This is a genomic window from Cupriavidus sp. 09_S30 (genome assembly GCF_056930435.1).
In genome coordinates this window covers 2,083,616-2,109,148 of the sequence record NZ_JBXOWI010000002.1, presented here as the reverse complement: position 1 = coordinate 2,109,148, position 25,533 = coordinate 2,083,616, and the positions used below count along the sequence as shown (strand labels likewise).

Below are 25,533 nucleotides of genomic sequence, written 5' to 3'. Positions count from 1 at the left end.
GTGGCCTGACTCAATGCCTAAGCCGGCACTCGATGACCGAAGATTTTTGAGGGGACTCCGTCCGTCATGAAATACGCTCCGCCCGCTGCGGCATACGCTCGCGTCAAGGCCTATCTCAAAGAAGGTTTAAGCGACGGCAAGTGGTCGCCTGGCATGCTGATGCCGTCCGAAGCTGAACTCGTGGCGCAGTTCGGCGTAAGCAGGATGACGGTAAGCCGCGCAGTGCGGGAATTGCAGGCCGAGGGAGCCGTCGAGCGGGTCCAGGGTGTGGGAACATTCGCGGCACAACCCTATCGGGCGTCATCCACGCTGACGATCAGGGATTTGCACACAGAGATTGCCGAGCGGGGTCACCATCACCACGCCGAGGTGGTTTTTGTGCGGCAAGAGGAAGTCAGTCCTCAACTGGCGCAACGTATGGGGCTGCCGGTTGGCGGTGCGGTCTTTCACTCGCTGATTGTCCATTTTGAGGACAGCGTGCCCCTTCTCTGCGAAGACCGCTATGTGAACCCCGCGGCCGCACCCGAGTACCTTTCTGTGGATTTCACGCGTACCACGCCGACCGAGTACCTGTTGTCGCTTGCACCGTTGTTGGAAGCACGCTATTCGATCGAGGCGGGGCGGCCGACGCCGGCGGAGGCGGAACTGCTGAGCGTGGATGCCGGCGAACCCTGTCTGATCATCCAGCGCCGCACGCATAGCCAGGGCGCGCCAGTGACATGGGTCCGCATGGTGCATCCGGGGACACGCTACACGATTGAGGGTGTGTTCAACCGTTAACGAACGAGCGGCGCCGAAGCGCCGCTCATCATGCCTGCTGCCGGGTTTTCCGGCGAAGTCCGTTTCTAGCGCTACGCTCAAGCCTTTTCCGCGGCCGTCCCATACGTCTCGGCCGGATAGATCGTCTGGGCCGGTGTTTTCGCCGAGTTCCTCGCCAGCGCGTAGTACATGAAGCCGGTGAAAACCAGTCCGACGATCCACGAAATGTCCGCGCCGCCCAGCGCCCGGGTCAGCGGGCCGGTGTACATGTGCTGCGCCAGGAACGGAATCTGTACCACGACGCCCACCAGGTAGCAGAGCAGTGCCGGCCAGTTCCAACGTCCATAGCGCCCATCGGCGTCATAGAGCGCGGGAATGTCGATGCGCTCCTTCGAGACCAGGTAGTAGTCAATCAGGTTGATGGCGCTCCACGGCGTGAAGGCCATCAGCAGCAACAGGACGAAGTCCCGGAATGTTGCCAGGAAGTCTTTGGAGGCCAGCAGCGCGACGAGTACGGAAGCAAGAATAAAACTGAAGATGAACAGTGCGCGCACGAAGCCGGTCACACGACGTGTGCCCGTGAATGCGGTGACCGTGGTGAGTATTGTCATGAAGCCGCCGTATGCGTTGAGCGTGTTGACCGCAAGCTTGCCAGTGACGATCACCACGTAGATCAGCACGGCCACGGCACCCCCACCGGCCAGGTCGCCGATGAAGGAGACCTGCGACTTGAGGAACGTCGCGCCCCAGGCGGCCGCAACCAGTGCGCCGATGGTCATCGACCATTGCGAGCCCAGGACACTTCCCAGCAAGGTGCACCAGAACGTGCTGCTGACTTTCGTGCTTTGCGGCAGGTACCGCGAATAGTCGGCCACATACGGCCCGAAGGTCAGTTGCCAGCCCGCGCCCAGGCCGACGGCGAGGAGAAACGTCGGCCATTCGAACGGCTTCATGCCGAGGAGAACTGGCACGTTACCCGTGGCAAACAGGCGCACGGCCAGGTACGTGAAACCTATGGCGCCGACGATGCTCGAGATTCGCCCGAGCGTATGGATGAGCTTGTAGCCCACGGTGGCCACCAGCATTGTGAGCGCACCGAAGATGAGGATACCGACCGCGGGCGTATCCGCACCGATGATCTTGTTGATGGCCTGGCCGGAGAGCACCGTCCCGGTAGCGGCAAAACCAAGGTACATCAGGATGACGAGTACCAATGGCAGGCAGGCACCGTACACGCCGAATTGTGCGCGGCTCGAAATCATCTGCGGAATGCCCATGCCCGGACCCTGCGCCGAGTGCAGGGCCATGACGATTCCCCCGAAGATGTTGCCAATCAGCAGACCGATGACGGCCCAGAGCGGGTCCGCACCGAAGACAACGGCGAGCGCCCCATCGACGATTGCCGTAATTTGCAGATTGGCGCCGAACCATAGCGTGAACTGCCCGAAGGGCGTGCCATGGCGCTCCCCATGAGGAATGAACTCGATGGTGCGCCGTTCCATTTGTACTGCCATTCTGTCTCCTTGTGCTTTGCCCAGGCTGGTGTCAGGCGGACCTCGCCCGGCGAAGCGTTTGGCACGCCATGCAACGGCAGAAGCCGGTGTCGCGTGCTCTTTACTTCATTCCTGCCCGTCGTTGATCAATCGCATGCCATATGATCATTCATGTCTAAACATGTATATACAACTATACGAAGATGCCACCCGAAACGCAATGGCGCACCGAGCACTTTGTTTCTAAGGAAAACCCTAGGAAGCATGGGCGCCCTAGGTTCTGTATGCCGTGCCCCGCATCCTGCGCTGGATGGTCCAGAACAGGACGCGCAAGGCGACGTTGTCAGTCGTCGACACAGCTGACGAGGTCAACCGGGGGATCCAGCTGGAGACCCGGTTCGACAGCACAGGCATAGCCGACCACCGAGTCGTGGCTGATCGAAACCGGGGCATGGCGACGCATGTCGAGGCTGTGGTGCCGGCCCTGGTGCAGCAGGGCCGACAGCCGGTCACGGGGTTGGGGGGGGCTGGCTCATGCCAGCAACGTGCGCGCGATGATGTTACGCTGGATTTCCGACGAACCCTCATAGATGCGCAGGATGCGCGCATCGCGCACGTAGCGTTCGAGGGGCAGTTCGCGCGTGAAGCCGTACCCGCCATGGATTTGCAGCGCGGTGTCGGTAACGAATGCCACCATTTCGGACGCATGCAGTTTCGCCATGGCGGACTGCAGGGTGAACGGTTGGCCAGCCTCTCGTAATGCAAGGGCCTGCATCGTCAGTCCCCACGACGCGTCGAGTTGCAGCTTCATATTGGCAAGCATCCACTGGATTCCCTGCTTCTCGGCCAGCGCCTCACCGCCGATGCGGCGGTCCTTTGCCCACGCGATCGCCGCAGCCAGAGCGGCTTCCGCGATGCCCAATGACGTAGCCGCGACATCGAGGCGGCTGTTGTCGAGTACCTTCATTGCCGTTTTGAATCCGGTCCCTTCGCTGCCGAGGCGGTGGTCCGCGGGGACCCGGACTCCCTCGAAGGCCACCTCGAAGGCATGGCCGCCGCGGATGCCCATCAGCTTTTCGGGCGAAGAAACATGGATGCCGGGCGTGTTGGTCGGAACGACAAAAGCACTGACACCCCTGGCCCCCGCATCCATGTCCGTCTTGGCAAAGACCACGAGCAGGTCCGCCTCGCCGGCATTGGAAATGAAGTGCTTCACGCCATCGATGACATAGTCGGCGCCGTCCCGAACCGCTTTCGTGCGTAGGTCCGCCGGGTGAGAGCCGCCTCGCGGCTCGGTCAGCGCGAAGCCGGCAAGCCACTCGCCTTGCGCGCACTTTGGCAGCCATCGCTCGCACTGGGCGTCGTCGCCTCCGATGAGGATGGCGTCGGTGCCGAGATAATGCGCGCCGATCATCGACGACGTGGCCGCGCAGGCGCGCGATATGGCCACCAGCGACAGCAGCATGGCGGTCGGCGAGACGCCGGGACCGCCAAAGCGCTCGGGAATGTTCATGCCCATCACGCCCAGGCTGGCAAGCTCGGGAACGTGACAGGTTGCAGACAGCGCGAGCTCGTCAATCTCGCGGGCACGTGGCGCCAGTTTTTCTTGCGCGTAGCGGTCAATGGCGTCGGCCAAAGTCTGATCGTCAGCGGTGATGCCAAAACGAGGGGAAGTCATTTCAAGGTCTCCTTTGCAATGGAATGCAGATGTCCAAGCACGCCCGACGCTGCGAGTTGCTCCAAGCGATCCAGGCCGTAGCCAAGCGCGCCCAGCACTTCATCGGTGTGCTCACCTAGCCGGGGGGCTCGCTCCGCGCGATTGGGAGCGGCGCCTCCAAAACGCACGGGTTGTGTCGGCAGGCGCAAGCCAGGCAGCGCTTCGTCCGTCACCGCAGTCAGCAGGCCGCGTTCGATCGCCTGCGGAGACGCCAGCGCCTGTTCGATGTTCCAGATAGGCGCGGCAGGCACGCCCCCCTGCTCCAGGCGGCGAATTACCTCGTCGACACCCAGCGCTGCGGCCCAGGTCTCGATGGCCGTACGCAGAGCCGGTTCGTTTGCTGACCGCAATTCATCGCTGGCGAACCGGGATTCCTGGGCAAGGCCCGGCTGCTCCATCGTTTGGGCCAGCATCGCAAAGAGTTTCTCGTTCAGTACAGCGAGCGCGAAATGCCCGTCTGCTGCGGCATACACGCCGAATGGGGCCGACAGCGGATGCCGGTTGCCCACGCGGCGCGCAGGACGGCCAGTGAACAGATACCGCGCCACGGACGTCGCCAGGAATGCGAGTGTGGTGTCGAACATGGCCACGTCGACGTGCTGGCCCACGCCAGTGCGCCGCGTCTGGAGCAATGCCGCAAGCGTGCTCCAAGATGCAAAGAGGCCCGCAACCACGTCCGAAACGGCTTCGCCTACGAGTGTTGGCGGGCCGTCGGGATCGCCGGTGGCCTCCATCAATCCACTCATTGCCTGCACCACGATGTCGTATGCAGGCCGATGGGCAAGCGGCCCGGTCTGGCCGAAGCCGGAAATGCTCACATACACGAGCGCGGGGTTGAGCTGGCACAGCGTGGCGGGGCCAATGCCGAGTCGCTCCGCGACGCCGGGCCGGAAGTTCTCCACCACGACGTCTACCTGCATCGCGAGTTCGTGAACGACCCGCACCGCGTCCGGCGACTTTAGATCCAGCACCAGACTCTTCTTGTTGCGATTCATTACCGTGAAGAGCGCGCTTTCGCCGTTCTCCATTGGGCCGATGGAGCGATAGTCGTCGCCCTGTGGTGGTTCGATCTTGATGACTTCGGCGCCCAGGTCGGCAAGCAGAGCCGTGGCCATGGGGCCGGCGAGTACGCGGGTGAAGTCGAGGATGCGCACTCCGTCAAGCGGCCGCGAGGTGGAAGTTGTCGTCAAAGTTGCTCCTTGCATGGGGAAGGAATCCCTGCATGCTCGGGCAAATCTGAATAGAATAAAAATATTCTTTTGTGATCAACTGGATTCAAAAAAATGATTCACATGAGCCTGAGGCAGCTCGAGTATTTTGTGGCTGCCGCGCGATACGGGGGCGCTGCCCGTGCGGCAGAGTCACTGAGTGTTTCGCAGCCGTCGATCTCGAAAGCGATCGCCGATCTGGAAGCCCTGTGGGGAGAGACGCTCTTCGTCCGCCTGCATGCCCGGGGGCTCGCGCTGACCGCTGCTGGCGCGGCGCGTCATCAGGAGGCACATGCCTTGCTCGCGCAGGCGCGAGCGCTGGAGGGTCCGCGATCCACCGAGTTGGCTGGCCTGCTGCGCGTTGGTTGCCTGAGCACGCTTGCGCCACGCTGGCTACCGGCCATCCTTGCGCAATTGCGTGTCGCACACCCGGCTATCGAGGTGCAATTGCACGAAGGCAATGCGGAAGACCTTACGCGAATGCTGGAGCGGGGAGCGCTCGATGTCGCCTTGTTGTATGACCTTGGCCTCGCGCGCGCGGGTGTCACCCTGGAGCATGTAGCAGATCTGACGCCCTATGCTCTGCTGCCGTGGCGCCATCGGCTTGCCGCCAGCGCAAGCCTGACACTTGCCGCCTTGGCTCACGAGCCACTGGTACTTATCAATCTTCCACATAGCCGCGAGTACTTCCTGTCGTTGTTCCGCGATGCCGGGGTAACGCCGGTCATCGCCTATGAAACGTCGTCTCTGGAAATGGTGCGGTCTCTGGTGGCGAATGGACTAGGCGTATCCTTGCTGACGACACGGCCCGTGCATGACCGCTGCCAGGATGGTCGCCGGCTGGCCTGCCGTCCATTGCGGGGGCCGCTCGCGACCCAGGCAGTTGCAATTGCCTACCCGGCAGAGACGAGGTTTCGTACTGCGCTTGCGGGCCCCTTTGTATCCATCGTGCACAAAGTGTTAGAGCCTGCGATAGCGCAGTTGGGCTGAGGGCGTCCGTCTCTATGGCGCGGCCACTGCGGGCGGCGTTAGGCACACCGCCGTCGCGATCGGGATGTCCACGGCGGCGATGATGGCGTTACCGCCGGTTAGTCGACGGGCGCCTGGCGCCGGGACAGTTCGCGCGCCTGGCGCATCAGGGCGCCGGAAAGCAGGGTATTGGCGTCAACCGGCAGCGCTGCCGCCTGGAGCGCGCTGGCCGTCCAGGTATTGCAGGTGAAAAAGGCATCATAGGTACCCGTGGCTGCGAAGAACAGGCTGCCCGGATAGGGGCCTTCGCCTAGCCGGACAGGCTCGCCGTCGGCGGTGTTTTGCACAGAGTCGCGCACGTAGCGCTGCAGGCCCTCCAGGCCGCTGCGGCCTACCTGCAGGGTGACGACACTGGGCTGGCCGAACGCGGCGTCTGGCGGCGCATTGAGCACGGTCATCAACAGGGCTGCGCGGCTGGGCAGCAAGGCCGAGAGCATGGCCAGCACGCCGTGCTGGCGCGCCATGACGAACTGGCGTTCACCGAAGCCGAAGCACAGGTAGCGCGCACCGTCGAAGCCGTGTGCCAGCGCTTGCACGGGCGCCCCGGCGTCCTCATAGCGGAGGCAGACGTCGGTGTGCCAGCCGCGCTCGACCACGGCGATACTGGCCACGGGCGCGTCCTGTGGCGGGGCGGGGAGCGAGGCGCAGCCGACGAGCCACAGGATGGCGCCGGCCGGCAAGAGCCTGAGTAGATCGGAGGTTGGCAAGGGCGCGCCGGCTCCTGTTTGAACTCGCGAATTCGCGCCCGGGCCGAAAGGGGGGAAGCAGGCCGGGCCCCCTCATGAGTGTAGGTCGAAGCGAGCCTGCCGCCGGCGGCTGACGCGGCTGACGCGGCTAGCGTGGCTTGCCACGGAGGCTAGCGCGGCTTGCCACGCGCCTGCGGCTTCTTCCTGGCGCTGCCACCGCGAGCGCTGTCCTTGCCTGGCAAGACCTCGGTGCCGTTCATCTGCTCCAGCCATGCCAGGGCGTCGACGTATGACAGGAACTGGTGGAGATACTCCGGCGACAGTTCGCGCATCAGCGAGAGCGAGCGATGCATGAGGTGGCGCGAGTTGAGCGGGCCGGCGTGCTCGGGCACCTGCTGCAGCGATTGCTCCAACTGCCGGCTGGTGCGGATCCTGGACCAGGTGTCCCTGAAGTAGTCCATCACGGCCGGCTCGGGCGCTGCGGTGCGCCGGGGCAGGGGGGCACGCGCTACGGGGACGTCGCCCTTGGCCTGCGCCTGGCTGGCGACATGGTCGACGAGTTCGGCCAGCGGGCCGCGGGCAGGCGGGCGCGGCAGTGCCGGGAGGCCGGGATCCCCGGCATGCCCGGGTTTGCCTGCGGCGCTCTCGAGTGCGTCGCCATAGGCCGCGAGCAAGGTCGACAGCCTGTCCTCCAGCCGCTGCCGCGCCTCGCCGCCATGGCCGTCCGCCCGCCGTGCCAGCGCCTCCATGAAACGAAAGCGGACCGGATCGAGGCGATCGGCGCCACCTTCGCGCCATGCCTCCAGCCGTGACCGGGTGTCGGACATCCCCTCGCTACGCATGGGGCTTCGCCGTTCCCATGGAGACCCGCGGGACCGGCGCGATCTCCACGCGCCGGTTCTTGGCCCGCCCCTCGGCGTCGGCATTCGAGGTGATGGGCTGCTCGGCGCCGAACGCCGCCGAGAAGACCGAGCCGGGCGGGATGCCTGCATCGATCAAGGCTCGCGTCACGGTCAATGCGCGCTGGGCCGACAGTTCCCAGTTGTCGGCAAAGCGGCGGTTGCCTTCCCGGACCTGCTGGTCGTCGGTAAAGCCGCTCACCATCAGGATTTCGTCGCGGGAGCGGAGATAGGCGGACAGCGGCTCGGCCAGGCTCTTCAGGATCTCCCGGCCTTCCGGCTGCAACTGGTCGGAGTTGAGGGCAAAGAGGACGCTGCCGTTGATGCCGATGCGCCCGTTCACCAGGGTCACCCGGCCCCCCGCCAGCGGTCCGGCCAGCGCCTTCTCCAGTGTCTCGCGGCGCTGCATTTCCTCCTGCCGGTGCTTGACCTCGTCTTCCAGCCTGGCCGAGAGCTCCAGCTGCACGCCGATCGTGCCAAGCAGGATCAGCACGAAGGCGCCCAGCAGCACCGACATCAGGTCGCCGAACACGGCCCATGTCGGCACCGACGGCTCCACGCCGGCGTCGATGTCTTCTCTCATGCCGCCTCGGCGCTGGTGGATGCCGGCCGGCCGGCGAGGCCCCGCAGGTCTTCGAGGATCTGCTTCTGCGAGAGCATGCTCAGGTCGACCACTTCCCTGGCCTGCGCCACGTAATAGGCCAGCTGCTCGTCACTGCGTACCATGGACTTGTCCAGCGCAGCTTCGATGCGTTGCAGGTGGGCCGTCAGCTTGTCGTTCGATTCGCTGAACAACTGTACGGCCATGCCGAATGCTTCGCCCAGGCTCGCCACCTCGACGGCACTGCCGGTGACCTGCGCGGCGACGGCGGCAAGTTTTCCGGTCTCGGTCCCGACCTTGTCCGTGAACTGGGTGCCGACGCGATCCAGCAGATCCGCCGTCGTGGCGACCAGCGCATCGACCGCCGTGCGCTGCTCGGTGGAGGCGTGGTTCACGGCATCGAGCAGCGTTTCCAGGGTTTCCAGCAGGCGGCTGCGCTCTTCCAGCATCGCGTTGTCGCGGGCCATGCTGTCGGTGAGCTTCTGCCGCAGCTCGGCGATGACCTCGGCGGCGGCCTTGGGCGCTGCCGTGGCGGCCTGCACCAGCGTGGCGACCTCCGCGATCGTGCTGCTGGCGTGGGCCTGCGTCTGGGACGAGATGTCGCGCGCGGTCTGGGCCAGCGTCTCGCAGATCTCCTGCTGCTTGCTGGTGGCGTGCGCGCTCGCCTGTTCCCACTCGCCGCGCAGCGCCGTGGCCATCGCGGCGAGGGTCTCGCTCCACGCCGCCAGCCTTTGTTCGTCCCGCGTCGCTAGTTCCGCCTGCAGCGCGGCCGCGGCCTTGGGCGCTTGGGCGGCGGCCTCCACCAGGCGGTCGATCTCCGCAATCGTGCTGCTGGCGTGCGCCTGCGTCTGGGACGAGATGTCCTGCGCCATCTGGCCCAATGTCTCGCAGATCGCTTGTTGTCGGCTCGCGTTGTGCGCGCTCGTCTGTTCCCATTCCTCGCGCAGCGACACGGTCATTGACCCGAGGGTCTCGGTCCATGCTGAAAATCGTTGTTCGTCCCGCGCCGCCAGTTCCGCCTGCAGCGCGGCCGCGGTCTTGGGCGCATGCGCGGCGGCCTGCACCAGGCGGTCGATCTCGGCGAGCGTGCGGCTGGCGTGCGCCTGCGTCTCGGACGAGATATCGCGCGCGGTCTGCGCCAATGTCTCGGAGATCGCTTGCTGCCGGCTTGCGTTGTGCGCGCTGGTCTGTTCCCATTCCTGGCGCAGCGCCATGGTCATCGACCCGAGGGTGTCGGTCCATGCTGCAAACCGTTGTTCGTCCCGCGCTGCCAGTTCCGCCTGCAGCGCAGCTGCGGTCTTGGGCGCTTGCGCAGCGGCCTGCACCAGGCGGTCGATCTCGGCGAGCGTGCGGCTGGCGTGCGCCTGCGTCTCGGACGAGATGTCGCGCGCGGTCTGCGCCAAAGTCTCGGAGATCGCTTGCTGCCGGCTTGCGTTGTGTGCGCTGGTCTGTTCCCATTCCTGGCGCAGCGCCATGGTCATCGACCCGAGGGTGTCGGTCCATGCTGCAAACCGTTGTTCGTCCCGCGCTGCCAGTTCCGCCTGCAGCGCAGCTGCGGTCTTGGGCGCTTGCGCAGCGGCCTGCACCAGGCGGTCGATCTCGGCGAGCGTGCGGCTGGCATGCGCCTGCGTCTCGGACGAGATATCGCGCGCGGTCTGCGCCAGCGCCTCGCAAATCTCCTGCTGGCGGCTGGCACCGTGCGCGCTCGCCTGCTCCCACTCCATGCCTAGTGTCGCTGCCATCGTGCCGAGCGTCTCGGTCCACGCCGCCAGCCGCTGGGCGTCGCGCGACGCGAGTTCCGCCTGCAGGCCGGCATGCGACTCGCCTACCTCGCGCAGCAGTGATGCCGAGTGCTGCTCGAACGCTGCCGCCGCTGCCGTGAGGGCTTGCTGGTTGTCGCCCGCCACCTTTGCGCTGACGCTTGCGTGCTGGGACAGCGCGCGGTCCCACGCTGCCGAAGCGCTGGAGGCCGCGGCATCGAGGCGGCCGGAAACGCTGTCCAGCAGGCTGGCCGAGCCTTGCTCGAAGGCTGCGGCGAATCCGTCCAGCGAGGCGCGCAGATCCTTGGCCTGCGCCTCACTCGTGCGCTGGTGCGTCGCCAGCGCCTGGTTCCAGGTGTCCGCCACGGTTGCGGTCGTGGCGGCGAAGCGGGTCGACAGTCCGTCCAGCTGCTGCGTCACCGCGTGCGAGATGTTGTCGCGCCACGATGCCGTCTCGCGTGCCAGGCCTGCCATGGTGGCCTCAACCGCCGGCTGCAGCGCCGCGCCGGCTGCGTGGGCGCTCTCGGCGACGCTGTCTTTCAGCGATTGCGCCACGGACGACGCCAGACGTTCGTACACCGCCTCGGTCTTGCCGTGGAAGGCGTCCTGGCTGGCTGCCAGCCGATCGGTCAAGGCCTGGTTTTGCCGTTCCATGGCCGTCATCATGGCCTGCAGGCGGTCGACCAGGGTGGGCATCACCTCGGACTGCTGCTGCAGCAGCCTGAAGACTTCCTCGCGCTGATGGGTCAGCGAATGGATACGCAACGTAGTCGCGATCCCGGCGTCGAGCGATTGCGCCGCCTGGATACGCTCGCGCCGGCACAGGGTGGACAGCAGCCCCAGCATCGCGGAGGTGGCCACGCCCGCGACCGAGGTGCCGAACGCAAAGCCGAGGCCTTTGACCGGCGCCGCAAGGGAGGCGCGCATTGCCTGCAGGTCGGTGGCGCTTTCCAGCGCGATCCCGGTGCCTCGCAGCGTGGCCACCATGCCGAGAAACGTGCCCAGCATGCCGAGCAGCACGAGCAGGCCGACCAGATAGGGCGTCAGCGCCGGTCCGGGCAGGGCAGTGCGCTCGCCCTCGATGCGCAGGCGCACCGCACTGCGCAGGCTGGGATGCAGCCGGTCCAGCCAGTGTCCGAGGTCGGCCGGCGGTTCGGACACGCCTGCCATGGCCTCTGCCAGCGTGACAGTGGCCTGGTGATAGCGCCGCAGCTCGAACGCGCCTGTCAGGTAGACGGCGCCGATCAGCAGGGTGACGGTCAGCGCCAGCGCGTTCGAGCCCGCGTAGCCGGCGCCGATCCAGCACACGACGGCCAGTCCCGCCAGGAAGACTGCAATAGGGGTGAGGTATCTGGTCATGATGTCCTGGTTAGCTGGCGCGAAGCGCCGCGAGCAGCCCCTCGACCGGCTGGAAGCGAATCTCCAGCTCGGCGAGCAGTACGCTCTGCATATCGTTGCGAAAGACGCTTAGCCATGCGCCGGGGGCGGCCGCTGCCGCTGCCGCTGCCGTTGCCGGATCCCGCGCTGCCTGCGCGTCGGCCAGTGCCGCCTGCTCGGCCTGCTGCAAGCGCTCGAAATGGGCCTCGAGCATCGCCGGTACGGCGCCGAGGAGACTCCGCTCGCGCGCTCCCAGCACGCGCTCCATGACGGCATCCACCATCGCGAGCTTGGCCATGCCGGGCATCCGCGTGGCCAGCTCCGTCCGCAGGCGGCCGCGCAGCTGGCCGATGCCCGTCTCCATGGTCTGCTGCAAGGCGAGATAGCGCTGGCGATAGGTGGCGTAGTCGACTGCCGCCTCCGCAGCATCCGGCTGGGCGGGCGCACGCGCCGGTACGCGCCGCCGGGCGGCAAACGCGCGCTCGTCGGTGATGGCCTCGGCCAAGGCCGACCGCACGCGGGCGCACTCGCGCTCCTGGGCGCTGGCCAAGGCGCGCGCACCGGATGGCACAGCCGGAGTACTGCCTTTCAGCGCCGTGGACAAGGCAATGGCGTCGGTCCAGCCGAGCCATTCGCTCAGCCGGTCCGATAGCGACTGTGTGGATTCGGGAACGTCGGCGTCGGTCAGGCGCGCCAGCAGGCGAACGAGTGCCGGGCCGCTTACGCCTGTGCGCCGTGGTATTTGCAGCATACCGCCAGAGCAAAAAATCCAGCAGTTTACACTCCCGCCGGCGGCGGACCCACTGTGCGTGCATACAACAGGTCCGGGCACCGGCCCGGCAGCGATCGCGCCAGGGGTGCTGCTGCGCCTGTCCGCTGAATCATTGAAATGGGAGGTGAAGGACATGCCATGCGGGAATCAGCGCTAGGCGCAAAGCGCAGCAATAGCACGGCTATTGCGAGCATTTGCAACGACGCGATGAGCCCGCATGGCGTGGCAGGCACCGACCAATTTCAGTGATTCAGTGGACTAGGTACGGCGCACGTGGCCGAGCGCCGCGATGACGACGCCCGTGATGAAGACACCGAAGCAGACCAGCAGCCAGTCGCCGCTGCTCATATTGATCAGGTAGCCGTTGGGGGCGCCCGCGTACCGGATCAGGTGGATCCGGTAGCCCTCGAGCATCATGCGGAACAGGTGTGGATTGCCCGGAATGTCGCTGAAGGGAATCGCGACCAGCAGGCCGAGGATGGCCATGCCCACCGAACATCCCATTATCTTGTACCCGAGCCTTCTCATGCCCTTGATGTCCTTGCGTTGCCGCGCGGCGGCGTTCCGCCCGCCGCGCGCCCGGCTCGGCGGCGGGGGCCGCAAGCCGGGGTGTTGTTGTTCTGAGCCATGGCGCGTGGTGCCAATGCCTGCCAATGCCGCAACCTTATCGGATGGCGCTTTGCCGACATCTGACCCAGGTCAATTGCCGGCGTGTTGTGCTGGTCACTTCCGGGTCCCGCCACATGCTTTGGGCCGCTGGCATCAGCGTAGGTCATCCAGCCGCGTCAGCACGAAGTCCACCCGCTCGCGCACCCCGGCGTGCGGCACCTCGACCAGCTCGTAGCCGTAGTCCGCGTAGGTGGCGCGCATCGCCTCGCAGGTGCGCACCGCCTCATCGAAGTCCTGCCGCCGTTCGGCGTCCTGGGCGAAGATCTCGCGCCAGGGCGGCAGCAGGAAGACCTGGCGGCGATAGCGGAAGGCGCGCGCAGCGCGCTCGACGTGGGGCGGCACCGGCAGGCCGAGCAGGCGCAGGTAGCCGGCCACGTCGGGCATGCCGCGGTCGAAGAAGACCCGGCCGGCCTGCTGCCGGGCCAGCCGGTAGGAGCGCATCTCCCAGCCGAGCATCTGCTCGGCGAAGGCAGCGGGGTCGTGCCAGGGCAGCGCCCGGCCGCCGATGGCGGACTGGTCCTGGATCACGCCGCGCCCGGCCTCGTCGGTGCGGGCGTGGCCGCCCCGGGCCAGAGAGTCGATCAGGGTACTCTTGCCTGCGCCGGGGCCGCCGGTCAGGACGATAAAGCGGGACGCTTCGTTGGCGTCGATGGGCATGGTGTGTTCTTTCGAGTTGGGTAGGTAGCCGCCGACGCGCGTGCGGCGCGAAGGCCGGGCGTGCCCGGGCCGCCGGGTCATGGCGTGGTCGGGACCGTGCCAGAGGCCGGGGCCTGGGCGTAGTCCGCCGGCGCATCGGACGGGCGCGGCGCCTCGCCGCTATGCTCGATCCAGCCGCCGCCGAGGGACCGGTACAGGTCGACCAGGTTGGTCAGCCGCTGCAGGCGGGCCGAGATGAGCAATTGCTGCGCGACATAGAGGTCGTTCTGCGCCGTCAGCACGGCGAGATAGCTGTCTACGCCGTTGCGGTAGCGCATGTCCGACAACTCCAGCCGCCGGCGCTGCGAATTGGTGAAGCTGCCCAGCGAGCGGATCTGGTTGTCAAAGGTGGCGCGCGCGGCCAGGCCGTCCGCGACTTCGCGAAAGGCGCTCTGGATCGCCTTTTCGTAGTTGGCGATATCGATGCGCTTCTGCACATGCGCCAGGTCGAGGTTGGCGATGTTCTGCCCGCCTTCGAAGATCGGCAGGGTGATCTGCGGCGTGAACGACCAGGCACCCGAGCCCGGCTTGAACAGGCCGCCGAAGGTGGGCGACAGCGTGCCGCCGCTGCCGGTCAGCGTCACGCGCGGAAAGAAGGCCGCGCGCGCCGCGCCGATATTGGCGTTGGCGCCCTGCAGCACGTGTTCGGCCGCGGCGATGTCGGGCCGTCGCGTCAGCAGGTCGGAGGGCAGGCCGGCGGGAATGTCGGCAAGCAGGTTCTGGCTGTCCAGCGGCAGTCCCGGCGGCAGGTCGGGCGGCAGCGGCTCGCCGATCAGCAGGACCAGCGCGTTCTCCGCCTGGGCGCGCAGCCGCAGCTGCGATTCGAGGTTGGCGCGCGCCTGCTCGACGACGCCTTCGGCCTGGCGCAGGTCCAGTTCGGAGCCGGTTCCGGTGTCGAATTGTAGCTTGGTGATGCGGAACGATTCCTCCGCCGTCACCAGCGTGTTGCGCGTGACGGCCAGCGCGTCGTCGAAGGCCAGCATGGTCAGGTACTGGTCGGCGACCGAGGATACCAGCGCGATCTCCGCTGCCTTGCGGTTCTCAGCCTGCGCCAGGTATTGGGCCAGCGCCTGGTCCTTCAGGCTGCGGATGCGGCCGAAGAAGTCGATCTCCCAGGACACGTTGAGCTCGACCGAATACTGCGTGGTGATCGTGCGCCCGGTGATGGACAGGTTTTCGGGGGTATGCGTCCGGGTCATCGACCCGGACGCGGCGACGGCGGGAAAGAGGGCCGCGCGCACGATCTGGTACTGCGCACGCGTGGCATCCACGTTCAGCACGGCGACACGCAGGTCACGGTTGTTGCGCAGCGCGATCCCGACCAGTCGCTGCAAGCGAGAGTCGGCAAAGAAGTCGCGCCAGCCGATGTCCACGGCGGCCATTCCCGCGGCGCTGCGGCTTTTGTCGGCCGCGGCCGCGGCATCGAGCTGGCGGTCGTAGACGCCGCCCTGCGGGAAGGTGGCATCTACCGGCGCCGCGGGCCGCTCGTAGTGCGGCGCGAGCGTGCAGCCGGACGCGAGCAGTGCGAGCAGTGCGGTGCAGGCGGCGCTCAGTGTCTGTCTGCGCATGTCATTGTCCTTCCGTTGGCTCAGCCGCGCCGCCGGGACCGCCGGGCGGGGAGGCCGGGGCCGGCTTGGTCTTCTGCTTGCTGAAGCGGCTGATCACGACGAAGAACATCGGAATCATGAAGATGGCCAGGAAGGTCGCCGTCAGCATGCCGCCGATCACGCCCGTGCCGATCGCATGCTGGCTGCCCGAGCCCGCGCCATTGCTGACGGCCAGCGGCGTCACGCCGAGGACGAAGGCCAGCGAGGTCATCAGGATGGGGCGCAGCCGCAGCCGTGCCGCTTCCACCGCAGCGTCGACGGAGGACATGCCCTGGTCGCGCAGATCGCGTGCGAACTCGACGATCAGGATCGCATTCTTGGCCGACAGGCCCACCGTGGTCAGGAGGCCGACCTGGAAGAACACATCGTTCTGCAGGCCGCGCAGCGTGGTGGCCAGCAGCGCGCCGACCACGCCGAGCGGCACCACCATGATCACCGAGAACGGGATCGACCAGCTTTCATAGAGCGCGGCCAGGCACAGGAACACGAAGAGGATGGAGATGCCGTACAGGATGGGCGCCTGCGAACCGGACTGCCGCTCCTGGTAGGACAGGCCGGTCCACTCGTAGCCGATACCATCGGGCAACTTGGCCGCGATGGCCTCGACCGCCGACATGGCCTGTCCGGTCGACTTGCCCGGCGCCGCCGTGCCCTGGATCTCCACGGCGGGAATGCCGTTGAAGCGTTCCAGCTTGGGCGAGCCGTAGATCCATTGCCCGGTGCTGAAGGCGCTGAACGGAACCATGGTGCCGGCGGCGTTGCGCACATACCAGTAGTTCAGGTTCTCGGGAGTCATGCGGAAGCGCGCATCACCCTGCGCATAGACCTTCTTGATGCGGTTGTCGATGTCGAGGAAGTTGTTGATGTACTGCGAGGCCCAGGCGATCGAGAAGGTCTGGTCGATCACGGCGGTGGTGATGCCGAGCGCATTCGCCTTCTCGCGATCGACGTTGATCTTGAACTGCGGCGTGTCGTTCAGGCCGTTGGGCCGCACCTGTGCCAGCGAGGGGTCCTTCGCCGCCATGCCCAGCAGCATATTGCGGGATTCCATCAGCTTCTCGTGGCCGAGCCCGGCGCGGTCCTGCAGTTCGAAGTCGAAGCCCGAGGCCGTGCCGAGTTCCGGGATCGAAGGCGGGTTGACCGGGAACACCATGGCATCTTTGTAAGGGGCGAAGTGCGCAAACATGCGGCCGATCAGCGCCGGTACCTTGAGGTTGGCTGACTTGCGCACGCTCCAGTCCCGCATCCGCACGAAGGCCAGGCCCGAGTTCTGCCCGCGGCCCGCGAAGCTGAAGCCGTTGACCGTCAGCACCGCTTCCACCGATTCGTGCTCGTCCTCGAGCAGGTAGCGGCGCACATCGTCGAGCACTTTCTGCGTGCGCTCCTGCGTCGAGCCGACCGGCGCCTGTATCAGCACGAACATCGAGCCCTGGTCTTCTTCCGGCAGAAAGGACTTGGGCAGCTTGAGGAAGAGCACGGCGACCACGGCGATCACCATCAGGTAGATGATCAGCCAGCGCCCGGAGCGGCGGATCACGTGCTGGACGCCGCCGTGGTAGCGCTTCTGGCTGGCGGAGAAGGTGCGGTTGAACCAGCCGAAGAATCCTGTCTTCTCCTCGTGATGTCCCTGCGGGATGGGCTCGAGCATGGTCGCGCACAGTGCCGGCGTCAGGATCAGGGCCACCATCACCGACAGGATCATGGCCGACACGATGGTCAGCGAGAACTGGCGGTAGATGGCGCCGACCGAGCCGCCGGAAAAGGCCACCGGCACGAACACCGCGGACAGCACCAGTGCCACGCCGACCAGCGCGCCGGTGATCTGCCCCATCGCCTTACGGGTGGCGTCGCGCGGCGAGAGCCCTTCCTCGGCCATGACCCGCTCGACGTTCTCCACCACCACGATGGCGTCGTCCACCAGCAGGCCGATGGCCAGCACCATCCCGAACATCGACAGGGTGTTGATGGAAAAGCCGACCACCGACATCACCGCGAAGGTACCCAGCAGCACCACCGGCACGGCGATGGTCGGGATCAGCGTCGCACGCAGGTTCTGCAGGAACAGGTACATCACCAGGAACACCAGCGCGATGCCTTCGAACAGTGTCTTGACCACTTCCTCGATCGACAGCTTGACGAAGGGCGTGATGTCGTAGGGGTACTCCACCACCAGGGCGTTGGGGAAGTACCTCGACAGGGCGGCGATCTTGTCGCGCACCGCCTGGGCCGTGCGCAGGGCATTGGCACCCGTGGCGAGCTGGATGCCGAAGGCGGCGGTCGGCCGGCCGTTGTACTGCGTGTCGAAGTTGTAGGTCTCGCCGCCCAGCTCGATGCGCGCCACGTCCTTGAGCCGTACCTGGGAGCCATCGGTGTTGACCTTGAGCAGGATATCGCCGAACTCCTCGGGCGTCCGCAGCAGCGTGGCCTCGGTGATGGTGGCCTGCAGCATCTGGCCCGGCACGGACGGCGTGCCGCCCAGGCTGCCGCCCGCCACCTGCACGTTCTGCGCCTGCACCGCGGCGCTGACGTCGAGCGGCGTCAGGCTGTAATTGTTCAGCTTGGTCGGATCCAGCCAGATCCGCATCGCATACTGCGAGCCGAACAGGGTCACCGTGCCGACGCCGTCGATGCGGCTGATCGGGTCGAGCACGTTGGAGGCCACGTAGTTCGCCAGGTCATAGCGGGTCATGCTGCCGTCCTTGGACACGAAGGCGAGCACCAGCAGGAAGCTGCTGCTGGATTTCGTCACCTTCGTGCCGAGCTGCTGCACGACCTGCGGCAGCAGCGGCGTGGCAAGCTGGAGCTTGTTCTGCACCTGCACCTGCGCGATATCCGGGTTGGTGCCGGGAGCGAAGGTCAGCGTGATGGTGGCGGTGCCGGAGTCGTCGCTGGTGGAGGACAGGTAGAGCAGGTGGTCGAGGCCGCTCATCTGCTGCTCGATCACCTGCGTCACCGTGTTCTCCACGGTCTTGGCGGAGGCGCCCGGATAGGTCGCGCTGATCTGCACCGCGGGCGGCGCGATGGTCGGGTACTGCGCGATCGGCAGGGTGATGATCGATGCCAGCCCGGCCAGCATCAGGATGATGGCGATCACCCAGGCGAAGATCGGGTGGTCGATGAAGAACTTTGCCATGGCGCCGGCTCCCTACCTTAGTACGCGGCTGCCGCCGGCGCGGCCGATGCGCTGGCGCCGGCCGGCGCCTGTGCCGGTGCCAGCGCCGTCGCGGCAGGCGGGGCCGCCTGCGCGCCGGAAGCGGCCTCGGTCGGCAGCCTGGGCGCGACAGGCTTGACGGTCATGCCCGGCTTGACCTTCTCGACGCCGTTGACGACGACGCGCTCGCCGGGGCTCAGTCCATTGTCGACCACCCAGTAGCTGCCAAAGGTGCCCGAGGTGACCAGCTGGCGCAATGCGACCTTGTTGTCCTTGTCGAGCACCAGTGCCACCGGCTGTCCCTTCTGGTCGTGGGTAACGCCGATCTGGGGCACGATGATGGCCCTGTCGTTGATACCTTCGTCGATGCGCGCGCGCACGAACATGCCGGGCAGCAGCACACCGCTCTTGTTCGGGAAGATCGCGCGCACGGTCACCGAGCCGGTGGTCTGGTCCACGCTGACATCGGTGAACTGCAGTCTGCCGAGCTCGGTGTAGGTGCGCCCATCCTCCAGCAGCAGCGTCACCTTGGCCGCATTGGGCCCGCCTGTCTGCAGCCGTCCCTCCTGCACCTGGCGGCGCAGCCTGAGGCCCTCCACGCTGGACTGGGTCAGGTTGACGTAGATCGGGTCGAGCTGCTGGATGGTGGTCAGCAGGGTCGCCTGGCTGGCCTGCACGTAGGCGCCGGGCGTGATCTGCGACAGTCCGGTGCGCCCGGTGATGGGCGAGGTCACATCCGTGTACCCCAGGTTGATCTGCGCGGTGTCGACCGCGGCCTTGCCAGCGGCCACGTCGGCCTGTGCCTGGCCCAGCGCGGCCACGGCGTTGTCATAGTCCTGCTTGCTGACCGCGTTGCCGGCCACCAGCACCTTGTAGCGCTGCACCAGCGCCTGTTGCGTGGCCACGTTGGCCTGCGCCTTGGCCAGCGAGGCCTTGGCGCTGTTGAGCGTCGCGATATAGGGCTGCGGGTCGATCTTATAGAGGAGCTGGCCGGCCTTGACGTCGTCGCCTTCCGTGAACACGCGGCGCAGCACGATGCCGTCCACGCGGGCACGCACCTGCGCGACCAGGAAGGCGTTGGTGCGGCCCGGCAGTTCGCTGATCACGGGTACCGGCGTGGTCTGCACCGTATAGACGCCGGCCTCGGGCATCTGGGCCGGCGGGGCAACCGGCTTTTTCCCGCATGCCGAGAGCACGGTGGCGGCCGTCGCGGCACAGGCCAGGAGGAGTGGAACCCGTTCGACACGCATAAAGGAACCTCAGCTTCAGTACGGTGAGTACGGTGGATCAGGTTGCGCACGGAGCCGCTCTGGCGCTGCCGCGCCGCCCACGGCGAACGGCGGGGGATTCGACAGGGATCTGTCTGCGGCAGGACCGGACACTGCGATCGACACGGGTTGGCCGCCTGCGGGGGAATCAGGCGATGGTTGATCCCCCATGCGTCACGCGCATGACAGGCATGACAGGCATGGTACGCCCGGTGGCGCCCCACCGGTGGCGGGTGCTTGCAGGAAAGGCGGCGCAACGGATGGCCGCGGGCCGGGCGGGGTGGGGTGGGGCTGCGAGCGGTTGGCGGGCATCTGGAATAGGAACTCTGTGCCGGCATTGCCGGGCTTGCCATCGTGCAGCACGCTGGGTGCCGCGGCGCTACGGACTGCGCCGCCAGGATGCCGCGGAATCCATTGCATCACTTTAGATCACGCAGCACACAATGCAAGAAACGGATGGCGCACGTGGCATGCCGGAGGGCGGCGTGCGCACGCCAGGCGTGCACAGCCCGGCCGCTAGCTCGCGCCGCCAGGTGGCGAGCCGTCCGCGTACTCGACGAAGTTGCCGTCGCGGCAGAAGCTCACCAGCCGCATGCCCGCCTGCCGGGCGATATCGATGGCCAGCGAGGTGGGCGCGGAGATCGTCGCCAGCATGGGGATGCCCATGCGCGCGGCCTTGCGCACCAGCTCGTAGCTGGCGCGGCTGGACAGGAAGACGAAGCCGCGGCTCAGGTCGACGCCGTCCTGCGCGAGGGAGCCGACGAGCTTGTCGAGGGCGTTGTGGCGGCCAACGTCTTCGAAGGTGCGCAGGATGCCGCCGTCGAGCCCGCACCAGGCTGCGGCATGCGCGCCACCGGTGGCGGCCATCAGCGTCTGGTGCGCGGGCAGCTCCTGGCAGGCGCGCGCCAGTGCCGGGCCCAGCGGCATCTGCGGCAGCGGGCGCGCGATCGGTGCGGGGGTCAGGTCGAGCATCTGCAGGCTTTCGATGCCGCATAGCCCGCAGCCCGTGCGTCCGGCCAGCGTGCGCCGCCTGTCCTTGAGTGCCAGGAAGGCCGGTTGCGCGACGGTGAGCTGCACCTCCGCGCTGTCGGCATGCAGCAGCACCTCGATGTCGTAGATGTCGTTGATGCGCGAGACCAGGCCCTCGGTCAGGGCGAAGCCGGTGGCGAAGGCTTCCAGGTCGCACGGCGTGACCATCATGACCGCGTGCGAAATGCCGTTGAAGACCAGGGCGACCGGCAATTCCTCGCAGACGTCGTCGGCGTCCGCCGTGCGCGCATCGCCTTGATGCCGGACGATGGCAAAGCGCCGGGTTCCGGTGCGTTCGGGTTGCATCTCAGGGAGCATGGCCTTCCCTCGGTGGACTTGCCCTCGAATCGATGGCGGAAAGCAGTAGGAGTCGAACCTACCTGGGAACGGCTGACGCCCCCAACCGGATTTGAAGCCCGGCCGCATCACCGGATACGCATGCCTTCCTCACGGCGCACTATCCCGAATGGCGGTGGGCTGCTCCGGATTGCCATTCGCTTGCCACTGGCTGTCGGGGCGCAGCACGCGCGCATTGCCGACACGCCGAGTGTAACCGACACGATCGAGGAATTCCAAAACCTGGATCGCGCGCTTGCGGCCCAGTCCGACGGCATCGCGGAAGGTGGCTGCGTCGATGCTGCCGTCGCGCGCCACCAGCGTGGCCACTCTTGCGGCCAGCGCCTGCACGCGCGCGCCGTCATAGAACAGATCGGGCACGACCTGGTGGACCAGGCCTTGGCGGGCCATCTTGCGCAAAAGCTGGCGCATGGCGTCTTCGGGCACTTGCAGCGCGCGGGCGAGGTCGCGCACCCAGGGCGGGTCGTCGCCGTCGGCCGCCAGCATCGGCAGCACGCGCTGGGACAGGGCCAGCTCCGGCGCGCTCAGGCTGGTCGAATGCGTGGGCAGTTGCAGCCAGGCGCCTTGCCGCCGGATCCTGCCGGACCCGAGCAGCGTCTCGACCAGGGCGGCCCACACCGTATCCGGCACGGCTGCGCTGGCAAAGGCGATGCGGCGCAGCGCGCCGCCGTCAGGGCCGGGCGCGTCGGGCTGGCGCGCGTGGAAAGCGGCCAGTGCTTCCAGCGCGCGGGTCTGCAGGCCCAGCCAGTGCCCGGCCAGGACGATGCTGGCCTCGCTCTGGCCGGGCGAGCCGATGCGCATGGCGTCGTCCGGCAGGTGCCAGGTCTCGGGTGCGCGCGTGCTCAGGCAGCGCAGCCGCGCCACCGAGATGCCCTGCGGCGATTGCGCCAGCAGCGGCGCGAGCGCGCCGGTGCCCGCCAGTTGCTCCAGCGCGCGCAGCCACGCCAGCCGCTGCGGGGAACGGCGCCGGCGCTCGGGGGCGAAGGGATCGAGCACGCCGCCGCCGCCTACGGTGCGGGTCGCCTGCGCATTGCGCACGATGAAGCGGTCGCCGGGCCAGGCGCAGAGCGGCGCGGCGAACACCAGTTGCGCGAAGGCCTGGCCGCCGGGCTCGAGCGTCTCGCCTTCGAGCAGCACGACATTGGCCAGGCGGTGCGTGGTGCCAAGGTGCACATGCAGCGGCGCCCACTGGGCCAGCCCGTGCTCGGCGCCAGGCAGCAGCGCCAGCCTGACGTCGAGCCGCGTGGTGGCTGCCAGCAGGGCCGGGTCGACCACCCAGTCGCCGCGTGCGATGGCATCCTTGTCGACGCCGGCCAGGTTCAGCGCGCAGCGTTGGCCGGCGAGGCCGGCCTGGGCCGGGCGCTGCTGGGCGTGGATGCCGCGCACGCGCACGGGCAGGCCGGACGGCGCCAGGCACAGCAGGTCGCCGGCGCGCACTTGTCCGCCGAAGACGGTGCCGGTGACGACCGTGCCATAGCCGGGCAGCGTGAAGACGCGGTCGATGGCCAGGCGGAACAGCCCGCCATCGGCGCGTGGCGCCAGCGCCTGCGCAGCGGCGTGCAGGTGCGCGCGCAGCGCCGCCACGCCGGCGTCGTCGGCCTGCGTGGCATCGAGCGCGAACACCGGCGCCCCGGCGAAGGCCGTGGGCGTCAGCAGTGTCGCGATTTCGGCCCGGGCCGCTTCGAGCCGCTGCGCGTCGACACGGTCGGCCTTGGTCAGCGCCACCGCGGCACGGCGCACGCCCAGCAGTTCGAGGATGGCGACATGCTCGCGGGTCTGCGGCATCACCCCGTCGTCGGCGGCCACCACCAGCAGCGCCAGATCGATGCCGCTGGCGCCGGCCGCCATGGTGTGGATGAGGCGTTCGTGGCCGGGCACGTCGATATAGCCCAGCACCTCGCCATCGGGCAGCGGTGTGTAGGCATAGCCCAGTTCGATGGAAATGCCGCGCGCCTTCTCTTCCTTGAGGCGATCGGTGTCGACGCCCGTCAGCGCGCGCACCAGCGTGGTCTTGCCGTGGTCGATGTGGCCGGCGGTGCCGACGATCATGGCCGCAGTGCCCGCCACTGGGCAAGGAAAGCGGCTTCGTCCTGCGGCTCCAGGCAGCGCAGGTCCAGCCAGAGCGCCTGCTCGCCGATGCGGCCGAGCACGGGGCGGGGCAGCTTGCGCAGGGCGGCTTCCAGCCGCTGCAGCTGCCTGCCGCCGGCGCCGCGCCGGGCGCCGGCGGCGGTGATATGCAGGCCGTGGCTGGAGAGCTGGCCGGCCGGCAGCGCACCGCTGCCGATCTGGCTGAACATGGGCATGGCCGCGATGCGGTAGTCCTCGCCCAGCGCCGGCGCGAGCAGCGGGCACAGGCGCTCCGCCTGCGCCTGAAGTTCGGCGGCGGGGCGGGTCAGCAGGCGCAGCGTGGGCAGCGTCTGCGCCAGCCGCTCGGGCGAGCGGTACAGCCGCAGCACCGGCTCCAGCGCGGCCAGCGTCAGCTTGCCCACGCGCAGCGCGCGCTTGAGCGGATTCTTCTTGATCCTGCGCACCAGCTCGGCACGGCCGACGATCAGCCCCGCCTGCGGGCCGCCCAGCAGCTTGTCGCCGCTGAAGGTCACCAGGTCGGCGCCGGCCTCGATGGTCTCGCGCACCGTGGTCTCGCCCGGCAGGCCCCAGCGGCGCAGGTCGACCAGCGTGCCGCTGCCCAGGTCCACCACTACCGGCACGCCGCGCGGGCGCGCCAGCGCCGCCACCTCGGCCACCTCCACGCTGCGCGTGAAGCCGCTGATCTGGTAGTTGCTGCAATGCACCTTCATCAGCAGCGCCGTGCGCGGGCCGACGGCGTCGGCGTAGTCGTGCGGATGCGTGCGGTTGGTGGTGCCGACCTCCACCAGCCGCGCGCCGGCGCGCTGCATGATGTCCGGGATGCGGAAGGCCCCGCCGATCTCTACCAGTTCGCCGCGCGACACTACCACTTCCCGCCGCTGCGCCAGCGTGTTCAGCATCAGCAGCACTGCCGCCGCGTTATTGTTGACTACAGTCGCGGCCTCGGCGCCGGTCAGCTCGCACAGCAGGTCCGCGACGAGGTCGTCGCGGTCGCCGCGGCCGCCCGTATCTAGGTCGAACTCCAGGTTCGCCGGGGCGGTGAGCGCCTGCACCACCTCGCTGACCGCATCCTGCGGCAGCAGCGCGCGGCCCAGGTTGGTATGCAGCACGGTGCCGGTCAGGTTGTAGACCGCGCGCAAGCGGGGCCGGGCGGCCGCGGCCAGGTCCGTCGCCAGCGCTTCGGCCAGCGCCGTGTCCTCCAGCGCACGCAGGTCGAGCCGGCCGTCCACGGCGGCGTCTCGGCAGGTGTCGAGCAGCTGGCGCAGGGCAGCGGTGACCTGGGTGCGGCCGTACCGTGCCAGCAGGGGTTGGAGGGCTTCGGTGTTCAGCAGGCGGTCGACAGAGGGAATCGCCACCGGGCCGGCCATGGCGTGCCCGCTAACTGCCATCGGCCGCCTCCGTGCTCGCCTGCCACAGCAGGGGGTTGGCGCTGGCGCGCGCATAGCCGGCTTCTCCCATCAGCACGTCCAGCGCCAGGCTGGCGAGATCGTCCGCCAGCGGGTCGACCAGCGGATCCTTTTCCATGTAGCAGATCTTGCGGTAGCTGTGGCAGTGGTCGCAGGACTCGGCCTTGACGGCCTCGCTGCCGCCTTCGAGCGTGTAGTAGCCGATGCCTTTGGTGGATTCGCAGTGGCTGCATTTGACGCGCACCATATGCCATTCGCTGGCGCACAGCGCGCAATGCAGGTAGCGCAGGCCCTGGTAGCGGCCGCCGATGCGCACGATGCTGGCCACCGGCAGCGTGCCGCAGACCGGGCAGACGCCCGCCACATCGAGCAGCGGCACGTCTTTCTCGCGCAACTGGCTGGCCTGGCTGGTCCAGCTGACCTGCAGCGCGGCCATCAGGAAGGGCGCGAGGGCGGCGTCGACCTCGGCGTCGCGGGCGGCCAGCAGGGCCTGGGCCTGTTCCTCCAGCGCGCGCGCCGGCAATTCGCCAAGCCGCGCCAGGGTCCGCAGCGCCGGCGCGGGCAGCCCGGGCGCCTTGCCCAGCCGCTCGAGCAGGCCTGCCAGTGCGGCGTGCCAGGCGCCCTGCGCCTGCCCGCCCGCCGCCGCCAAGGGCGGCATGCCGTGCTCCAGCGCGAGTTCGATGTCGCGCGGCTCGGGCGCGGGAACGGGGAGGGCCTGGGCGATCTCGTGCTGGGCGGCGACAAGCGTGCCCATCACATCGAGGTAGGGGCCGATCGGGTTGCCGGCGGCGAGCTGCCGCAGGCGGGCGGCGCGTGCGGCGAAGACCTCGCCGCGGGCCGGCAGCCGCAGCCGCGCCAGCGCGACATGGTCGAGCGATTCGATTTCGTGGGGTTGCAGGATGCGCTGCGCCATGACCCCTCCACAGAGGAGGCCGGCCGGCGCATGGGCATCCGGCCGGCG

General features: G+C 67.8%; 19 protein-coding genes and 1 tRNA gene. 2 read left to right on the top strand and 18 right to left on the bottom strand.

Annotation, left to right across the window (positions count from 1 at the left end; translation table 11 throughout):
• Positions 1-66: 66 nt before the first annotated feature.
• Positions 67-780 carry a histidine utilization repressor gene (gene hutC, locus AC1Z3O_RS29650; RefSeq protein ID WP_483520079.1) on the top strand — a complete coding sequence of 238 codons (714 nt, stop codon included), beginning with the start codon at positions 67-69 and terminating at the stop codon, positions 778-780.
• Positions 781-857: 77 nt separating this feature from the next.
• On the opposite strand, the gene AC1Z3O_RS29645 is transcribed toward hutC, so the two are convergent.
• From AC1Z3O_RS29645 to AC1Z3O_RS29635, 3 genes are all read right to left on the bottom strand, one after another.
• A complete protein-coding gene (locus AC1Z3O_RS29645; protein WP_483520077.1) occupies positions 858-2,273 on the bottom strand; it encodes a purine-cytosine permease family protein in 1,416 nt (471 codons plus the stop codon).
• Between the two features lie 511 nt (positions 2,274-2,784).
• Entirely contained in the window at positions 2,785-3,930 is a 1,146-nt protein-coding gene (locus AC1Z3O_RS29640; RefSeq protein WP_483520075.1) for an acyl-CoA dehydrogenase family protein, read from the bottom strand.
• Positions 3,927-5,174: a CaiB/BaiF CoA transferase family protein gene (locus AC1Z3O_RS29635; RefSeq protein WP_483520073.1), complete on the bottom strand. Its 1,248-nt coding sequence runs from the start codon at positions 5,172-5,174 to the stop codon at positions 3,927-3,929. Before AC1Z3O_RS29635 ends, AC1Z3O_RS29640 begins: the two co-directional genes overlap by 4 nt.
• Positions 5,175-5,252: 78 nt before the next feature.
• Between AC1Z3O_RS29635 and AC1Z3O_RS29630 the strand changes: the two genes are divergently transcribed.
• On the top strand, positions 5,253-6,167 hold the full coding sequence (locus AC1Z3O_RS29630; protein ID WP_483520071.1) for a LysR substrate-binding domain-containing protein: 915 nt from the start codon (positions 5,253-5,255) through the stop codon (positions 6,165-6,167).
• A 98-nt stretch (positions 6,168-6,265) separates the two neighbouring features.
• Here AC1Z3O_RS29630 and AC1Z3O_RS29625 read toward each other — a convergent pair whose 3' ends face one another.
• The 15 genes from AC1Z3O_RS29625 to fdhE form a co-directional block, all read right to left on the bottom strand.
• Positions 6,266-6,913 carry a DUF2459 domain-containing protein gene (locus tag AC1Z3O_RS29625; RefSeq protein WP_483520069.1) on the bottom strand — a complete coding sequence of 216 codons (648 nt, stop codon included), beginning with the start codon at positions 6,911-6,913 and terminating at the stop codon, positions 6,266-6,268.
• A gap of 149 nt (positions 6,914-7,062) precedes the next feature.
• The gene (locus tag AC1Z3O_RS29620; RefSeq protein WP_483520067.1) at positions 7,063-7,734 is read right to left on the bottom strand and encodes a DUF2894 domain-containing protein; all 672 of its coding nucleotides are present in this window, start codon (positions 7,732-7,734) and stop codon (positions 7,063-7,065) included.
• Positions 7,727-8,374 (bottom strand): OmpA family protein, encoded by a 648-nt coding sequence (locus tag AC1Z3O_RS29615; protein ID WP_483520065.1) that lies wholly within the window; start codon positions 8,372-8,374, stop codon positions 7,727-7,729. Before AC1Z3O_RS29615 ends, AC1Z3O_RS29620 begins: the two co-directional genes overlap by 8 nt.
• Positions 8,371-11,511 carry a DUF802 domain-containing protein gene (locus tag AC1Z3O_RS29610; RefSeq protein ID WP_483520064.1) on the bottom strand — a complete coding sequence of 1,047 codons (3,141 nt, stop codon included), beginning with the start codon at positions 11,509-11,511 and terminating at the stop codon, positions 8,371-8,373. Before AC1Z3O_RS29610 ends, AC1Z3O_RS29615 begins: the two co-directional genes overlap by 4 nt.
• 10 nt (positions 11,512-11,521) lie before the next feature.
• Positions 11,522-12,280: a DUF3348 domain-containing protein gene (locus tag AC1Z3O_RS29605; protein ID WP_483520062.1), complete on the bottom strand. Its 759-nt coding sequence runs from the start codon at positions 12,278-12,280 to the stop codon at positions 11,522-11,524.
• Between the two features lie 279 nt (positions 12,281-12,559).
• Positions 12,560-12,829, bottom strand: coding sequence for a hypothetical protein (locus tag AC1Z3O_RS29600; protein ID WP_483520060.1), 270 nt, complete (start codon positions 12,827-12,829; stop codon positions 12,560-12,562).
• A gap of 234 nt (positions 12,830-13,063) precedes the next feature.
• Positions 13,064-13,627, bottom strand: a complete 564-nt coding sequence (locus AC1Z3O_RS29595) for an AAA family ATPase (protein ID WP_483520059.1) — start codon at positions 13,625-13,627, stop codon at positions 13,064-13,066.
• Positions 13,628-13,704: 77 nt separating this feature from the next.
• Positions 13,705-15,234, bottom strand: coding sequence for an efflux transporter outer membrane subunit (locus AC1Z3O_RS29590; protein WP_483520057.1), 1,530 nt, complete (start codon positions 15,232-15,234; stop codon positions 13,705-13,707).
• Between the two features lies 1 nt (position 15,235).
• Positions 15,236-18,406 (bottom strand): efflux RND transporter permease subunit, encoded by a 3,171-nt coding sequence (locus AC1Z3O_RS29585; protein WP_483520055.1) that lies wholly within the window; start codon positions 18,404-18,406, stop codon positions 15,236-15,238.
• A gap of 17 nt (positions 18,407-18,423) precedes the next feature.
• Positions 18,424-19,674, bottom strand: a complete 1,251-nt coding sequence (locus tag AC1Z3O_RS29580) for an efflux RND transporter periplasmic adaptor subunit (protein ID WP_483520053.1) — start codon at positions 19,672-19,674, stop codon at positions 18,424-18,426.
• A 534-nt stretch (positions 19,675-20,208) separates the two neighbouring features.
• Positions 20,209-21,039 carry a formate dehydrogenase accessory sulfurtransferase FdhD gene (gene fdhD, locus AC1Z3O_RS29575; protein ID WP_483520051.1) on the bottom strand — a complete coding sequence of 277 codons (831 nt, stop codon included), beginning with the start codon at positions 21,037-21,039 and terminating at the stop codon, positions 20,209-20,211.
• A 33-nt stretch (positions 21,040-21,072) separates the two neighbouring features.
• Positions 21,073-21,168: transfer RNA gene (locus AC1Z3O_RS29570), tRNA-Sec, on the bottom strand.
• Positions 21,169-23,127: a selenocysteine-specific translation elongation factor gene (selB, locus tag AC1Z3O_RS29565; RefSeq protein ID WP_483520049.1), complete on the bottom strand. Its 1,959-nt coding sequence runs from the start codon at positions 23,125-23,127 to the stop codon at positions 21,169-21,171.
• Positions 23,124-24,554 carry an L-seryl-tRNA(Sec) selenium transferase gene (selA, locus tag AC1Z3O_RS29560; RefSeq protein WP_483520047.1) on the bottom strand — a complete coding sequence of 477 codons (1,431 nt, stop codon included), beginning with the start codon at positions 24,552-24,554 and terminating at the stop codon, positions 23,124-23,126. Before selA ends, selB begins: the two co-directional genes overlap by 4 nt.
• Positions 24,544-25,485, bottom strand: coding sequence for a formate dehydrogenase accessory protein FdhE (gene fdhE, locus AC1Z3O_RS29555; RefSeq protein WP_483520045.1), 942 nt, complete (start codon positions 25,483-25,485; stop codon positions 24,544-24,546). Before fdhE ends, selA begins: the two co-directional genes overlap by 11 nt.
• Positions 25,486-25,533 lie beyond the last annotated feature (48 nt).

What these genes read in the sequence shown, in the direction of transcription:
- AC1Z3O_RS29610 (WP_483520064.1), bottom strand. Translation starts at nt 11,511, where the DNA reads ATGACCAGATACCTCACCCCTATTGCAGTCTTCCTGGCGGGACTGGCC.
- AC1Z3O_RS29630 (WP_483520071.1), top strand. Translation starts at nt 5,253, where the DNA reads ATGATTCACATGAGCCTGAGGCAGCTCGAGTATTTTGTGGCTGCCGCG.
- fdhD (WP_483520051.1), bottom strand. Translation starts at nt 21,039, where the DNA reads ATGCTCCCTGAGATGCAACCCGAACGCACCGGAACCCGGCGCTTTGCC.
- AC1Z3O_RS29600 (WP_483520060.1), bottom strand. Translation starts at nt 12,829, where the DNA reads ATGAGAAGGCTCGGGTACAAGATAATGGGATGTTCGGTGGGCATGGCC.
- AC1Z3O_RS29640 (WP_483520075.1), bottom strand. Translation starts at nt 3,930, where the DNA reads ATGACTTCCCCTCGTTTTGGCATCACCGCTGACGATCAGACTTTGGCC.
- AC1Z3O_RS29590 (WP_483520057.1), bottom strand. Translation starts at nt 15,234, where the DNA reads ATGCGCAGACAGACACTGAGCGCCGCCTGCACCGCACTGCTCGCACTG.
- AC1Z3O_RS29620 (WP_483520067.1), bottom strand. Translation starts at nt 7,734, where the DNA reads ATGCGTAGCGAGGGGATGTCCGACACCCGGTCACGGCTGGAGGCATGG.
- selB (WP_483520049.1), bottom strand. Translation starts at nt 23,127, where the DNA reads ATGATCGTCGGCACCGCCGGCCACATCGACCACGGCAAGACCACGCTG.
- hutC (WP_483520079.1), top strand. Translation starts at nt 67, where the DNA reads ATGAAATACGCTCCGCCCGCTGCGGCATACGCTCGCGTCAAGGCCTAT.
- AC1Z3O_RS29580 (WP_483520053.1), bottom strand. Translation starts at nt 19,674, where the DNA reads ATGCGTGTCGAACGGGTTCCACTCCTCCTGGCCTGTGCCGCGACGGCC.
- AC1Z3O_RS29595 (WP_483520059.1), bottom strand. Translation starts at nt 13,627, where the DNA reads ATGCCCATCGACGCCAACGAAGCGTCCCGCTTTATCGTCCTGACCGGC.
- AC1Z3O_RS29615 (WP_483520065.1), bottom strand. Translation starts at nt 8,374, where the DNA reads ATGAGAGAAGACATCGACGCCGGCGTGGAGCCGTCGGTGCCGACATGG.
- AC1Z3O_RS29585 (WP_483520055.1), bottom strand. Translation starts at nt 18,406, where the DNA reads ATGGCAAAGTTCTTCATCGACCACCCGATCTTCGCCTGGGTGATCGCC.
- selA (WP_483520047.1), bottom strand. Translation starts at nt 24,554, where the DNA reads ATGGCAGTTAGCGGGCACGCCATGGCCGGCCCGGTGGCGATTCCCTCT.
- AC1Z3O_RS29635 (WP_483520073.1), bottom strand. Translation starts at nt 5,174, where the DNA reads ATGCAAGGAGCAACTTTGACGACAACTTCCACCTCGCGGCCGCTTGAC.
- fdhE (WP_483520045.1), bottom strand. Translation starts at nt 25,485, where the DNA reads ATGGCGCAGCGCATCCTGCAACCCCACGAAATCGAATCGCTCGACCAT.
- AC1Z3O_RS29605 (WP_483520062.1), bottom strand. Translation starts at nt 12,280, where the DNA reads ATGCTGCAAATACCACGGCGCACAGGCGTAAGCGGCCCGGCACTCGTT.
- AC1Z3O_RS29645 (WP_483520077.1), bottom strand. Translation starts at nt 2,273, where the DNA reads ATGGCAGTACAAATGGAACGGCGCACCATCGAGTTCATTCCTCATGGG.